This window comes from Actinopolymorpha sp. B11F2, from assembly GCF_040195635.1.
Classification (GTDB): Bacteria; Actinomycetota; Actinomycetes; order Propionibacteriales; family Actinopolymorphaceae; genus Thermasporomyces.
In genome coordinates this window covers 143,203-156,951 of record NZ_JBEFTX010000017.1, presented here as the reverse complement: position 1 = coordinate 156,951, position 13,749 = coordinate 143,203, and the positions used below count along the sequence as shown (strand labels likewise).

General features: G+C 68.7%; 11 protein-coding genes. 6 read left to right on the top strand and 5 right to left on the bottom strand.

Translation table 11 applies throughout. The annotated features are described in order from the left end of the window. Positions 1-11 precede the first annotated feature (11 nt). Positions 12-1,151, bottom strand: coding sequence for an alpha/beta fold hydrolase (locus tag ABN034_RS26655; protein WP_349693714.1), 1,140 nt, complete (start codon positions 1,149-1,151; stop codon positions 12-14). Positions 1,152-1,726: 575 nt separating this feature from the next. Between ABN034_RS26655 and ABN034_RS26650 the strand changes: the two genes are divergently transcribed. Both ABN034_RS26650 and ABN034_RS26645 read left to right on the top strand, forming a co-directional pair. Then, complete coding sequence (locus ABN034_RS26650; protein WP_349693713.1) at positions 1,727-2,866, top strand: carboxylate-amine ligase; 1,140 nt, start codon at positions 1,727-1,729, stop codon at positions 2,864-2,866. 10 nt (positions 2,867-2,876) lie between these two features. Further along, on the top strand, positions 2,877-3,926 hold the full coding sequence (locus ABN034_RS26645) for an iron-containing redox enzyme family protein (RefSeq protein WP_349693712.1): 1,050 nt from the start codon (positions 2,877-2,879) through the stop codon (positions 3,924-3,926). Here ABN034_RS26645 and ABN034_RS26640 read toward each other — a convergent pair. The 4 genes from ABN034_RS26640 to ABN034_RS26625 all read right to left on the bottom strand — a co-directional run bounded on the left by ABN034_RS26640 (position 3,923) and on the right by ABN034_RS26625 (position 6,413). Next, positions 3,923-4,039: a CDGSH iron-sulfur domain-containing protein gene (locus ABN034_RS26640; protein WP_349693735.1), complete on the bottom strand. Its 117-nt coding sequence runs from the start codon at positions 4,037-4,039 to the stop codon at positions 3,923-3,925. The two genes, ABN034_RS26645 and ABN034_RS26640, sit on opposite strands and share 4 nt — an antisense overlap. 38 nt (positions 4,040-4,077) lie before the next feature. Continuing rightward, on the bottom strand, positions 4,078-4,236 hold the full coding sequence (locus tag ABN034_RS26635; protein ID WP_349693711.1) for a hypothetical protein: 159 nt from the start codon (positions 4,234-4,236) through the stop codon (positions 4,078-4,080). A gap of 41 nt (positions 4,237-4,277) precedes the next feature. After that, positions 4,278-4,943 carry a HemK2/MTQ2 family protein methyltransferase gene (locus ABN034_RS26630; protein WP_349693710.1) on the bottom strand — a complete coding sequence of 222 codons (666 nt, stop codon included), beginning with the start codon at positions 4,941-4,943 and terminating at the stop codon, positions 4,278-4,280. Between the two features lie 255 nt (positions 4,944-5,198). After that, the gene (locus ABN034_RS26625; RefSeq protein ID WP_349693709.1) at positions 5,199-6,413 is read right to left on the bottom strand and encodes an MFS transporter; all 1,215 of its coding nucleotides are present in this window, start codon (positions 6,411-6,413) and stop codon (positions 5,199-5,201) included. Between the two features lie 208 nt (positions 6,414-6,621). Here ABN034_RS26625 and ABN034_RS26620 point away from each other — a divergent pair, with 208 nt between their 5' ends. The 4 genes from ABN034_RS26620 to narI are packed head-to-tail and all read left to right on the top strand — an operon-like array spanning position 6,622 to position 13,596. Beyond that, the gene (locus ABN034_RS26620) at positions 6,622-10,500 is read left to right on the top strand and encodes a nitrate reductase subunit alpha (protein ID WP_349693708.1); all 3,879 of its coding nucleotides are present in this window, start codon (positions 6,622-6,624) and stop codon (positions 10,498-10,500) included. Further along, on the top strand, positions 10,500-12,233 hold the full coding sequence (narH, locus tag ABN034_RS26615; RefSeq protein WP_502879097.1) for a nitrate reductase subunit beta: 1,734 nt from the start codon (positions 10,500-10,502) through the stop codon (positions 12,231-12,233). The genes ABN034_RS26620 and narH overlap by 1 nt, the downstream gene beginning before the upstream one ends. Continuing rightward, positions 12,230-12,871 (top strand): nitrate reductase molybdenum cofactor assembly chaperone, encoded by a 642-nt coding sequence (gene narJ, locus ABN034_RS26610; RefSeq protein ID WP_349693707.1) that lies wholly within the window; start codon positions 12,230-12,232, stop codon positions 12,869-12,871. Before narH ends, narJ begins: the two co-directional genes overlap by 4 nt. Next, positions 12,868-13,596 carry a respiratory nitrate reductase subunit gamma gene (gene narI, locus ABN034_RS26605; protein WP_349328789.1) on the top strand — a complete coding sequence of 243 codons (729 nt, stop codon included), beginning with the start codon at positions 12,868-12,870 and terminating at the stop codon, positions 13,594-13,596. Before narJ ends, narI begins: the two co-directional genes overlap by 4 nt. Positions 13,597-13,749: the final 153 nt, after the last annotated feature.

Genomic DNA, 13,749 nt, shown 5'->3' with positions numbered 1-13,749 from the left:
CGCCGCTCCGGTCATCCGCCAATGCGGGAGGCGAGCGCATGGATGACGTTGACGAACTCCTGCGGCTTCTCGAAGTGGACGAGGTGGCCGGACTGAAGCTGCACCAATTCGGTGTCCTCGGGCAGCAGCTCGAGGGCGCGGTCGACGTCGTCGGAGTCCATGGCGGCCATCAGGATTCCGTCGTCGTCGTAGGCGGTACCGTCCCTGCTCTCGAAGTAGTTGGTGTGGACCAGCGTCGTCGGTACGTCGACATCGCCCAGGGCCGCCTCGGTGTCGAAGCCGGAGTACCAGCCGCCGTCCGCATGCACCCAGGCGGCACCGAACGACGGATCATAGTTCACCAACCCTTGGAAGAAGACGTTGACCAGAGGAGGAAGGAAGAAAATCCGTAGCGGCTCCCCGGGGTGATCGTCGATCCAGCTCAGCGAGTAGTCTCCGATCGGCCCTGCGAGGGGACCGAAGAACTCGAAGTAGCTCCCGTGTTCGACGAAGTAGCGCTGGAAGTCGCCCCCGGGCTCGCCTGCGTTCAGGTACTCCTCGGCCAGCACCAGCGACTGCCCTCCGGTGGTCTCCGGCAGGCGTGGCAGCTCAGAGGAGAACAGCGGGGGGTCCTCCAGCACAAGTCCGGTCACGAGCTCCGGCCGTTCAGCCGCGATCCGCAGTGCGAGCAGCCCGCCGGACGAGTGTCCGGAGAGAATCACGGGTTCACCGACCGTCTCGTCGATGAAGTCGGCAAGCAGGTCACCCACATGGACGTTCGTGTACCGGTCTGGGTCGAGCCGGGCGGAGCCACCGTGCCCGGGGACGTCCACGGCGAAGACGTGATGGTTCTCCGCGAGGGCGGGCAGGACGAGCATGTGGTCCTGCCACTGCGTGGCCTGGCCGTGGATCATCACGAGGGGGGTACCGCGGTCTGGTCCCTCGGCGTAGTTGAGCATGCGCCCGTCCACCGACGTCTGCCGCTCGGTAAACCCGGCCTGGGCGACACGCTTCATGCCGTTTTCCAGGCCGGTGACGTTCTGGTGGATGTAGCCGCCGATGACGACTCCGAGGAGCGCGGCAATGACGCCGGCTGCGAACAGGGTGATGCGCAGCCACCGACGACGCGGCCTCGGCCTGTCACGGCGGGTCTTGGGTTCCTGGTGAGTCATTGGCTCTCCTTCACGGGCCCGGTGGTCTGGGTCGCTCGTTGCGATGTCATGGGGGCGTTGGCTGTAGACCCCGGGGCGACGTCGTGAGCTGAGTCGACCATGGAGATCGGCCGGCCTGCCTCGCGTCGGTCGAGAGCCGTGCTTCGCGGACAAAGACCGATGACGAAGGCGAGAGACCACGCCGCGACAGCGGTGAGGAGCCGCCCGGTGTATATCAGAGCCTAGGTTCGCACGGCCCGCCAGATGATCCCCAGAAGGGTCGTGCGAGCACCACCGGCACACGGTCGGAGCGCGGCGCCGCGTCAGAGTAGGCGTCGAGGTCGCCGGCCGGACCGGCGCCCCGCCTTGCAGGACACGGTCGCGTGGGTTCCGCCATCGTGGACGCCTGCAAGGACGTGCTTGGGCCCATCGACGATGTCATGCGAGGGCCTTGCCTCCTTTCGTGTCGGTGGCTTGTCGCGACCACGGCTGGGTACGACCAAGGGCGAAGCCTGGAGGCAGATCTTGGCGCCCCCTCCCCGTGCTCGCGTCGACGCGGTGATGGACGCCGACGCACATGAGGACAAGGGGCGGCCATGGTCGTCGAGACCGTCGGCGTCGAGGAGGAGTACCTCCTGGTCGACCCGGTGTCCCGAAGGCCCTCGCCGGTGGCTCAGCGGGTCCTCGACCGTGCCCGAGCCACCGGCGTACTGCCTGCACACGCCGAACTGCATCCCGAACTCGTCGCCACCCAAATCGAGGCTGCCACCAGCCCGTGCGCCACCACAGAGGGCATCCGCAAGGAGCTCGAGACGCTCCGGGCACTGCTGTGTCGCGTGGCACTCGAGGAGGATGCGCGGCTGGTTTCTGTCGGCCATCCCGTGCTGTTCGACAAGGCACCGCCCGTCATGGCCGGCGACCGCTTTGCCCGCATCGCCGAGCTGTACGCCGAATCCGTACGTACGTACCAGGCGTGCGGATGCCACGTCCACGTGGGAACCCTGGACCGGGAGAGTGCCCTCCAGGTGGTGAACCGGCTGCGTCCGTGGCTTCCCACTCTGCTTGCCCTGTCGGCAAACTCCGCCTTTGACCGCGGCCGCGACACGTCGTATGACAGTTGGCGGATCATTCTCCAGTCGCAGTTTCCCGGCGCGGGAATTCCGCCGCACTTCCGTTCGGTCGCTCATTATGAGGACGAGCTGCAACGACTGATCGATGCAGGAATGCTCGTCGACGCGGACATGACCTTCTGGTTGGCGCGTCCGTCACAGCGGTTCCCCACGGTCGAGATCCGCGTCGCCGACGCGTGCGCGAGCGTCGCGGACACTGTGCTGCAGGCGGCGCTCACCCGGGCGCTGGTCCGGCGGGCGCTTGTCGATGTCGAAGCCGGCCGGGAGGTTCCGGAGTTCTCCGACCAGAGCGCGGCCGCCGCAATGTGGAGTGCCGCGCGACATGGACTCCGCGGTCCGGCCATCGATCCCATCCAGGGCGGCAGAATCCCGGCCATGGAACTACTTCGCCGGTTGCTTCGGCACGTACGCACACAACTGGACGAGTGCGGCGATCTCCCACTCGTCCAGGATCTGGTGGAGCGGACCCGCCGGACCGGGACGGGAGCGGCCCGGCAGCGAGAGGTCGCCCCGTCCGGACCGATGGCGATCGTCGACATGCTCATCGACCTGACGGCGCGGGAGGAGGACGTCCCCCATCGGTTTGCCCGCCATGGTGACGGGTAGACCGACGCACGTGAGCGGCTCGGCGGCTGGTGTGGAGCCCGGGGCCCCGGCACCAGGCGGAGCCCAGCGGTCGGCTCGCCATGAGCCTGTTCTTCCGACCCCGCGCGGGCACCTGTCGTCGGCGGTAACGCAGGCATTGAGCGGCGGCGGAGCGTCGGCACTCCTGGATCGTGACCCGATCGTCGCGGTCGATGCCTACAGCGACGACCTCCAACTCGCCCTCTACACCTGTTACGAACTGCACTATCGGTCGTTCGCTGGTGTGGACGGGCAGTGGGAATGGGATCCCGATCTGTTGCGGTTCCGCGGCGAGATGGAGCGCACGTTTCTCACGGCACTGCACCGGGACGTCGTTCCCAGTGGTGACATCGGACAGGCGCTCGAACCACTTCTGGCCGAGCCGCTCGAAGCCGAAGGAGTTTCCCAGCATCTGAGGGACATTGGTGAGATGTGGCAGCTCCGCGAGCACATCGCCATGCGGTCGCTCTATCACCTGAAGGAGGCCGACCCGCATGCCTGGGTCATCCCTCGCCTGACCGGCCAGGCGAAAGCATCCCTGGTGGCTGTCGAGTACGACGAGTTCGGTGCCGGACGGCCAGCCCGTGCACATTCCCAGCTCTTCGCAGATCTCATGGCGGGTCTCGATCTCGATACGCGCTACGGCTACTACCTCGACGCCGCCCCGGCAGAGATGATCGCAACCGTGAACCTCATGTCCTTGCTCGGCCTGCATCGTTCGCTCCGGGGAGCACTGGTCGGGCACTTCGCGGCGGCCGAGATCACGACGGCGCCGAGCGCCCGCCGGATGACCCAGGCCCTTGGACGACTGGGAGCCCCGGACGCCTGCCTGACCTTCTACCTCGAACACGTCGAGGCCGACGCCGTGCATGAGCAGGTGATGCGTCACGATGTCATCGGCGACCTGGTGAGCCGCGAACCTGACCTCGGTCCCTCGATCGTCTTCGGCATCGACGCGACGACATGGCTCGAGGGCAGGGTCACCGCGCACCTGCTGACTTCCTGGGACCGCGGCCATTCGTCCTTGCGGACAACGGGCTAGGCGCCCCTGTCCCGCCGCCCGCGGCTGCGACGTCGATGGCTCGTGTCGCAGAGGGGATAGGTGCTGCTCCGTCGGCACGTGCATACGGCCACGATGAAGCGGTCGGACCGCACGATGCCTTCGTCATGGACGAGTTCCACGGGTCCCTCGATCAGGATCGGGCCATCGGGCACGATCCTGACCGCGCGATGTTCCCAGTCGTGATGTCGACAGTCGCGACACTGGCAAGGCCGATCGCGACACTGGCAAGGCCGATCGCGACACTGGCAAGGCCGATCGCGACACGCTTGGTCGCGACGATGCCAGTCACGACCGGACTCATCGCGACCTGGCGCGTCGCGGCCGATCGACTCACTCTCGGCTGGCACGGATCACGACCAACTCATCATCTCGTTGTCCCTGGCGGATGTAGCCCTGTTGTTCGAGCCAGCGCGCCCGTCGGCTCATCACCGGCCCGAACGGCACCTTCAACCGGTCGCGGACACGGGCATGAAGGCCCGCCTCCCGCAGCTGACGGATGGTCCTGTCCACGCCGCACAACGCGGACTGGACGAGCAACAGAATTCCGGACGGCGTGAGCACACGAGGCACCATCGCGCACAGCGGATCGAGGACGGCCCGACCGTCAGGTCCCGCGTCCCAGCGAGGGGAGGACTGCTGCCGGCGACCGTCCGTCCACGACCTCACGGTTCGCGTCGGCACGTACGGCGGATTTGCCAGGACCAGACTGAAGCGTTCGTCCAGGACGGGATCGAGCAGATGCCCCCGGCGTACCTCGAGCGGAAGGCGACAGAAGAACGCATTGGCCCGGGCTGTCCAGACCGCACGCCGGGAAATGTCGACGGCGGTGACATTCTTCGCTCCGCCGCGGGCCGCCGCGACCGCAATTGCACCCGTACCCGTGCAGATGTCGAGGACACTCGCGTAGTCAGACACCGACTCGCGCCACAGCGACTCGACAAGCAATCGCGTGTCGTGCTGCGGTGCGTACACCCCTGGAAGTCTCAGCAACCACATGACTGATCACCGTGCCCTCAGTGCAGAAATGAATATCACCACGGTGTGCCCGAGTTGCTGCCGACAGAGGAATTGCTCATGCCGGCGAGCCCGATTCCTTCGTACCATGAAGGACTGATCACTCGCCTGTGTCTTGCACTATTCGGGCCTCGCGAGGGGCCTGGAATGTGCGTTATGAAAGCGGCTGGGAAAAACGCGCCGACGAAATCCTCGCGACAGCTCGCGACAAAGCAGAGCCGGAGTCGCGGAGCCCTGTCACTGGGGGACGGTCGACACGCGGCGGCGCACGGCGGTGGCGGTGAACGTGCAGGCCAGCGCGGCGGTGAGGGCGAGGAGGCCGTATCCCCAGGTGTAGTCGAGGGCGAGGCCGTAGACCGCGCCCATGACGAGTGGCGGGAAGAAGCCACCGAGGCCACCGGCGGCACCGACGACGCCGGTGACCGCGCCGACCCGCTCCGGTGGCACGACCTGGGCAACGAGTGCGAACACCGCACCAGAGGATGATCCGAGGGCGGCGGCCATGCCGAGGAAGGCGACTGTGCCGACCGGGATCAGCGGCGGTTCGAACGCGGCGACGAGAGCGAGCACGGCCACGACCGCGTACCCCCACGCGAGGACGGGCACCGCACCGATCCGGTCCGCCAGCCATCCACCGACAGGTCGCATGAGGACGGCGACGACGACGAAGCCCGCCGTGCGCAGGCCCGCGTCGGAGCGCTGCAGGTCATAGGCGGTGACGAGGTAGGTGGGCAGATAGACGCTGAACGCGACGAACCCGCCGAACGCCGCGGCGTAGAGGAAAGAGAGTTGCCAGGTCTCGACCAGCCGGAGGGTCGATCCGATGCGCGCGACGAGTGAGCCGGTCACGACGGTACGGGACGGGTTGTCACGCAGCAGGACGTACGCGACCACGGCGTACACCCCCAGCACCACGGCGACCAACGAGAACGGGAAACTCGGGCCCACCGCGTCGGCCAGCTGCACGGTCGTGAAGGCGGCGAGGGCGGTGCCGCCGGTGCCCATCCCGAAGATTCCGATCGCCAGGCCGCGCCGGGCGGGCGGGTACCACGCGTTGACGAACGGCACGCCGATCGCGAACGTGGTGCCGCCCAGACCGAGGAAGAACCCACCCGCGAGCACCCCAGCGAACGAGTCCGCGAGGTGGCCGAGGTAGAGCACCGGAAGGATCGTCAGGGCGGCGACGGCGGGGAACATCCGGCGGGCGCCGAGGCGGTCGGTGAGCGCGCCGACGGGGATCCGGCCGAGCGAGCCGATGATCACCGGAACGGCCACGACCAGGGCCTGCTGGAACGAGCTGAGCGACAGCTCGGCTCGCAACGTGGCGCCCAGGGGTGCCAGCAGTGCCCACGCCCAGAAGGAGACCGCGAAGCCGACCGTCGCGAGGACGAGCATTCGGGTCCGCTGGGACCGGGCGGCATCTCCGGCTGGCTGCGCGGTGCTCCAGCTCATCGCTGGTCTCCTCTCGAGCCCGATGGGTGGGACGGCGGCTGCCGATGGGCGGGGACGGCGGTGCCCAGACGTCCCGATGGACGCGGACGACCACGTCGCACTGTTCGTACCCGCGAAAACCCACGGACGACGGGTCGTTTGCCCACGGTCGCCTCCGTGCAAAGGTAGCTTGGCAAGCCAGTCGGCCCGCGTAGGCGAGGTGGCATCCATGACTGACGGTAGGACTGTTCCGGCGCACCGTGGTACCGATGGCAGCACAGCACACCGCCGCGGCACCGACGGTCCGGCGGCCGACGCGTTGCTACGGGCCGGTCGTTTCTTCACCCGCCGGGAGACCTCACCGGACCTGCGTGCGGTCTACCGGGCCGGCGGCCGGGAGGGTGACGTCTTCTACCGCGACCGGTGGAGCCACGACAAGGTGGTGCGGTCGACGCACGGCGTGAACTGCACGGGCTCATGTTCGTGGAAGGTGTACGTCAAGGACGGCATCATCACCTGGGAGAGCCAGCAGACGGACTATCCGTCGGTGGGTCCGGATTCTCCGGAGTACGAGCCGCGTGGCTGTCCGCGAGGTGCGGCGTTCTCGTGGTACACCTACTCGCCGACCCGGGTGCGGTTTCCGTACGCCCGGGGTGTGCTGGTCGAGCTGTACCGCGAGGCGAAGGCCCGCCTGGGCGACCCGGTGCGCGCGTGGGCCGAGGTGGTCGGCGACCCCGAACGGCGTCGCCGGTACCAGCGGGCGCGCGGCAAGGGCGGTCACGTACGCGTGTCCTGGGACGAGGCGGTCGAGATGGTGGCCGCCGCGCACGTGCACACGATCAAGGCGTACGGGCCCGACCGGATCGCCGGTTTCTCGCCGATCCCGGCGATGTCGATGGTCTCCCACGCGATCGGGTCGCGCTTCATCGAGTTGATCGGTGGCGTGATGACGTCGTTCTACGACTGGTACGCCGATCTGCCCGTCGCCTCGCCTCAGGTCTTCGGTGACCAGACCGACGTGCCGGAGTCCGGCGACTGGTGGAACGCCGCGTACCTCCTCATGTGGGGTTCCAACGTCCCCGTCACCCGCACCCCGGACGCGCACTGGATGGCGGAGGCGCGCTATCGCGGCCAGAAGGTGGTCGTCGTCTCGCCGGACTATGCCGACAACACGAAGTTCGCCGACACCTGGCTGCCGGCACAGCCGGGCACGGACGGAGCGCTGGCGATGGCTCTGGGTCACGTGATCCTCCGCGAGTGCTTCGTCGAACGCCGGGTGCCGTTCTTCGTCGACTTCGTCCAGCGCTACACGGACCTGCCGTTTCTGGTGACGCTCAAGGGACGGCGCGGCGGCTATGTCCCTGACAAGCTGCTGCGGGCCTCCGACCTTGGCGGCCACCCCGCTGCCGACATCGAGGGCGCGGAGTGGCGGACCGTGCTCATCGACGGGCGTACGAACGAACCGGTGGTGCCGAACGGCACCCTCGGTGACCGGTGGACCAACGCAGGTACCGGGCGTTGGAACCTCGACCTCGATGGCGTCGCTCCACGGTTGACGCTGCTCGGTGACGGCGCGGACAACGTGGAGGTGCTCCTCCCCCGCTTCGATCTCGAGACGAACACCGACACCGCCGATGGTCCGGGGCGTGCCGAGGGGAGGCAGAGCGGGATACTCCACCGGGGCGTGCCGACACGCAGGGTGGGTGGGCGGTTGGTGACGACGGTCTTCGACCTGATGCTCGCGCAGTACGGCGTTCACCGCGACGGCCTGCCGGGTGTCTGGCCGACCGGCTACGACGACGCCTCGCAGCCGTACACTCCGGCCTGGCAGGAGCCGCTGACCTCGGTGCCGGCACAGACCGCGACGCAGGTCGCGAGGGAGATGGCCCGCAGCGCGGAGAAGTCCGGCGGCCGGACGATGATCATCATGGGTGCGGGCGTCTGCCAGTGGTTCCACGGCGACGCGACCTACCGGGCGATGCTCGCACTGCTCCTGCTCACCGGGGCGATGGGCCGCAACGGCGGCGGGTGGGCGCACTACGTCGGCCAGGAGAAGTGCCGCCCGGTGACGGGCTGGGCGGCGCTCGCGGGCGCGACCGACTGGCAGCGACCGCCGCGGCAGGCGATCGGGACGGCGTACTGGTACACCCACACCGACCAGTGGCGCTACGACGGCTACCGGGCCGACGCGCTGACCTCGCCGCTGGCACGCGGTGACCTGGCTGGCATGCACACGGCCGACACGTTGGCGTTGTCCGCGCGGTTGGGCTGGATGCCGTCGCACCCACAGTTCGACGCCAACCCGCTCGACCTGGCCGACGATGCGGTGAAGGCGGGCGCGGACGTCCCGGCGTACGTCGCGGAGAAGCTGGCGGCCGGTGACCTGCGGTTCGCCTGTGACGACCCGGACGCGCCGGAGAACTGGCCGCGGTGTCTCACCCTGTGGCGGGCCAACCTGCTCGGGTCGTCGAGCAAGGGCAACGAGTACTTCCTCAAGCACCTGCTCGGCACCCACTCCAGCCTGCGAGCGGAGGAGACCCCGCCCGACCGCCGCCCCCGCGACGTCACCTGGCGGGACGAGGCACCCGAGGGCAAGCTCGATCTGCTGCTCGCGCTCGACTTCCGGATGACCAGCTCGACGCTGCTCGCCGACGTGGTGCTGCCGGCGGCGACGTGGTACGAGAAGCACGACCTGTCCTCGACGGACATGCATCCGTTCGTCCATGCGTTCACCCCCGCGATCGACCCGCCGTGGGAGACCCGCTCGGACTTCGCGGCGTTCACCGCGATCGCGCGGCGGTTCAGTGAGCTGGCGAAGACCCATCTGGGCGTACGCAAGGATGTCGTGGCCACCGCCCTGCAGCACGACACGCCAGCCGAGACGGGACAGCCGGGCGGCGTGGTCCGCGACTGGCGGGCCGGTGGGCCCGCGCCCGTGCCCGGACGGACGATGCCGGCGTTCACCGTCGTGGAGCGGGACTATCCCGCGGTCGCGGACAAGCTGGCGGCGCTCGGCCCACTCACCGAGACGCTGGGCCTGGTGACCAAGGGTGTGACGTTCCAGCCAGACGCCGAGGTGGAGCACCTGCGCAAGGCGTGCGGCGTGATGCTCGGCGGCGCGGGCGACGGGAGACCGGCACTCGACACCGACGCCAAGATGGCCGAGGCGATCCTTGCCCTTTCCGCAACCACGAACGGCCGCCTCGCCGTCCAGGGCTTCCGCGCGATGGAACGCCGGGTCGGCAAGCCGCTCGCCCACCTCGCCGAGGGCAGCGAGGAACGCCGGATCAGCTTCGCCGACACCCAGGCCCATCCCGTGCCGGTCATCACCAGCCCGGAATGGTCGGGAAGCGAGACCGGCGGCCGGCGCTATGCGGCGTTCACGACGAACGTCGAGGAACACAAGCCCTGGCACACCCTCACCGGGCGGATGCACCTCTTCCTCGACCACGACTGGATGCACGAGTTCGGCGAGGCCCTGCCGATCTACCGCCCGCCGCTGGACATGTCGGGGTTGTTCGGCGAGCCCCGGCGAGCCGACCATGAGCACAGCGGCGAGCCCCGGCGAGCCGACCATGAGCACAGCGGCGAGCCCCGGCGAGCCGACCATGAGCACAGCGGTGAACCCGCCCTGGGTCCGGACGGCCAGAAGCAGGTCGTGGTGCGCTATCTGACCCCGCACTCGAAGTGGTCGATCCACTCCGAGTACCAGGACAACCTGCTCATGCTCTCGCTGTCCCGCGGCGGCCCCACCGTCTGGATGAGCCGCGCCGACGCCGACGCCATTGGCGTCCGGGACAACGACTGGGTGGAGCTGGTCAACCGCAACGGCGTCATGGCCCTCCGGGCGATCGTCACCCACCGCATGCCCACCGGCACCGTCTTCGTCTACCACGCGCAGGAGCGGGTCGTGAACGTGCCGATCGCCGAGGCGAGCGGCCGGCGCGGCGGCATCCACAACTCCCTCACCCGAATCCTCATCAAGCCCACGCACCTGATCGGCGGGTACGCCCAACTGTCGTTCGCGTTCAACTACCTCGGGCCCACCGGCAACCAGCGCGACGAAGTGACCGTGGTCCGCCGCCGCAGCCAGGAGGTGACGTACTGATGGCCGCGTCGACAACCCCGTCCGGCCCGACCGGCAGGCGCCCGATCGGGCGGTGCATGGCCCAGCTCGCCATGGTGATGAACCTCGACAAGTGCATCGGCTGCCACACCTGCTCGGTGACCTGCAAACAGGCGTGGACCAACCGCAGCGGCGTGGAGTACGTCTGGTTCAACAACGTCGAGACCCGGCCCGGTCAGGGCTACCCGCGGCGCTACCAGGACCAGGACCGGTGGAAGGGCGGCTGGGTGCGTACGAAGAGCGGCCGGCTGAAGCTCAAGGCCGGCGGCCGGTTCCGCAAGCTGCTCACCATCTTCGCCAACCCGGTGCTGCCGAACATCCGCGACTACTACGAGCCCTGGACCTATGACTACGAGAACCTCACCAACGCGCCTCTCGGCGACGACTTTCCGGTCGCCCAACCCAAGTCACTGATCTCCGGCGAGCCGATGCAGGTGGAATGGAGCGCGAACTGGGACGACAGCCTCGGCGGGGGCGCGGAGGTGGCAGACGCCGACCCGATCGTGGAACGGGTACGCAAACAGGCTGAGGACAAGATCCGCCTCGAGTACGAGCGAACCTTCATGTTCTACCTGCCGCGGATCTGCGAGCACTGCCTCAACCCGTCGTGCGTGGCGTCGTGCCCGTCCGGCGCGATGTACAAACGGGCCGAGGACGGCATCGTGCTGGTCGACCAGGACAGGTGCCGCGGTTGGCGGATGTGCGTGACCGGCTGTCCGTACAAGAAGGTCTACTTCAACCACCGCACCGGCAAGGCGGAGAAGTGCACGTTCTGCTATCCCCGGGTCGAGGTGGGCCAGCCGACGGTGTGCTCGGAGACCTGCGTGGGCCGGTTGCGCTACATCGGGCTGTTCCTCTACGACGCCGACCGGGTGACCGAGGCGGCGTCCGTCGCCGACGAGAAGGAGCTGTACGCCGCCCAGCTCGACGTGCTCCTCGATCCGAACGACCCGGACGTGGTGGCCGCCGCCCGGCGCGACGGCATCGCCGAGGACTGGATCACCGCGGCCCAGCGCTCTCCCGTCTACGCGCTGGCGAAGGACTACCGCGTGGCGCTGCCGCTGCATCCGGAGTTCCGGACGATGCCGATGGTGTGGTACGTCCCGCCGCTCTCACCCGTCGTCGACGCGCTCGCCGAGACCGGCCACGACGGCGAGGACGTCGACAACCTGTTCGGCGCCATCGACGCGATGCGTATCCCGATCGAGTACCTCGCGGAACTGTTCACCGCCGGCGATCCCGCGCCGGTGCGGCGGGTGCTGCAGAAGCTGTCCGCCATGCGCGCGTACATGCGGGCGATCAACCTCGGTGACGTGCCGGACGAGTCCATCGCGACGGCGGCTGGCAGCACCGGCGCGGAGCTCGCCGCCCTCTACCGGCTGTTGGCCATCGCGAAGTACGACGAGCGCTACGTGATTCCCACGGCGTACGAGGTCGAAGGCCGCCAGCTCGAGGAGATCGGGTGCAGTCTCGACTACGACGGTGGCCCGGGGATGTACGAAAGCGGGCCTTTCGGCGAGGCGTCCGGGCGGCCGACGCCTGTCTCGGTCGAGACGTTCCACGCCCTCAAGGACCGCCAGACCGGCGAGGGTATCGCCGACCCCGAACGCAAGCGGACCCAGATCAACCTGCTCAACTGGGACGGCCAGGGCATGCCCACAGGCATGTTCCCGCCCCGCCACCGCGACAGCACCGACGGGAGGGACGGGCCATGACGACCTCCCAGCACGGGCGGGTGGTCTGCCAGGCCGCGTCGATCCTGCTGCAGTACCCCGGCGAGGACGTGCGTGCCCGCGTCCCGTTGGTCGATGCCGCCGTGACAGGGCTGCCGGACGGTACGCCAAGAAGCGCGCTTCGCGGGTTCCTCGACCATCTCACGGCAACCCCCGAACGCGAACTCGCCGAGCACTACGTCGCCACCTTCGACCGGCGCCGCCGCTGCTGCCTCTACCTCACCTGGTGGATCGACGGTGAGACCCGCCGGCGGGGCCAGTCCCTCACGGCGCTGAAGGAGCGTTACCGGCGCGGTGGTCTGGAGCTCTCGGCGAACGAACTCCCGGACTACCTGCCGGTCGCCCTGGAGTACGCTGCCACCGGGGACCTCGCCGACGGCCTCGCGCTGCTCCAGGACCACCGGGCAGGTATCGAGTTGCTCCGGCTCGCCTTGCGCGACGTGGGTTCCGCGTACGCCGGAGTCGTCGAGGCTGTGTGCGCACTGCTTCCCGGCCCGTCGCCGGCGGACAGAGCCGCAGCCCAGAAGCTCGCCCGTACCGGCCCGCCTCAGGAGAGCGTCGGCCTGGAACCCTTCGCGGTCACGACGCCCGGGGCGCAGGAAGGAGCCAGCCGCCGATGAGCCCACTCGACATCCTGGCCTGGGGCGTCCTGCCGTACGTCACGATCGCGATCCTGGTGGCGGGCACGATCTGGCGGTACCGCTACGACCAGTTCGGCTGGACCACGCGGTCCTCGGAGCTCTACGAGTCGCGCCTGCTGCGGATCGGCAGCCCGCTGTTCCACTTCGGCATCCTCGTCGTCGTTGTCGGCCACGTGATCGGGCTCGTCATCCCGGCTTCGTGGACGTCCGCGGTCGGGATGTCCGAGCGTGCCTACCATGTCCAGGCGCTGCTGCTCGGCGGCGTCGCCGGCTTCGCCACCCTCGCCGGAATCGCCATCCTCGTCTACCGTCGGCGTACGACCGGACCGGTGTTCATGGCCACCACCCGCAACGACAAGGCGATGTACGTCGTCCTCGTCGCCGCCATCGTCGTCGGGCTGGCCACGACGCTGCTCGGCGCCGGTGTCGTCGGTGCGGAGCACGACTACCGCGCGACCGTCTCGCCGTGGTTCCGCTCGCTGTTCGTGCTCCAGCCCGACATCGGCGCGATGGCGGCAGCGCCGCAGTCGTTCCAGCTGCACACGCTGATCGGCATGCTGCTGTTCGCGATGTGGCCGTTCACCCGCCTCGTGCACGCGTTCACCGCACCGGTCGGCTACCTGTTCCGCCCCTATATCGTCTACCGGTCACGCGCGGTCCACCCCACGCGAACTCCGCGTCGCGGCTGGGAACGCGCCAGGTGAGGCGCTGCCTGCGCACGAACCTCCTCCGACACGACGCACGAGACCCGCTCTCACGCGTGGGTAGCCGTGGCATTCGGCCGGTCCCGGAAGTCGAGTCGACGCGCGTTGACACGCAAACCTGGGCCGACCTAGCGTCAAACCTGACCTTGAGGT

Coding starts and splice junctions, on each gene's coding strand:
- ABN034_RS26655 (WP_349693714.1), bottom strand. CDS start 1,151: ATGACTCACCAGGAACCCAAGACCCGCCGTGACAGGCCGAGGCCGCGT.
- ABN034_RS26650 (WP_349693713.1), top strand. CDS start 1,727: ATGGTCGTCGAGACCGTCGGCGTCGAGGAGGAGTACCTCCTGGTCGAC.
- ABN034_RS26630 (WP_349693710.1), bottom strand. CDS start 4,943: ATGTGGTTGCTGAGACTTCCAGGGGTGTACGCACCGCAGCACGACACG.
- ABN034_RS26625 (WP_349693709.1), bottom strand. CDS start 6,413: ATGAGCTGGAGCACCGCGCAGCCAGCCGGAGATGCCGCCCGGTCCCAG.
- ABN034_RS26620 (WP_349693708.1), top strand. CDS start 6,622: ATGACTGACGGTAGGACTGTTCCGGCGCACCGTGGTACCGATGGCAGC.
- narH (WP_502879097.1), top strand. CDS start 10,500: ATGGCCGCGTCGACAACCCCGTCCGGCCCGACCGGCAGGCGCCCGATC.
- narJ (WP_349693707.1), top strand. CDS start 12,230: ATGACGACCTCCCAGCACGGGCGGGTGGTCTGCCAGGCCGCGTCGATC.
- narI (WP_349328789.1), top strand. CDS start 12,868: ATGAGCCCACTCGACATCCTGGCCTGGGGCGTCCTGCCGTACGTCACG.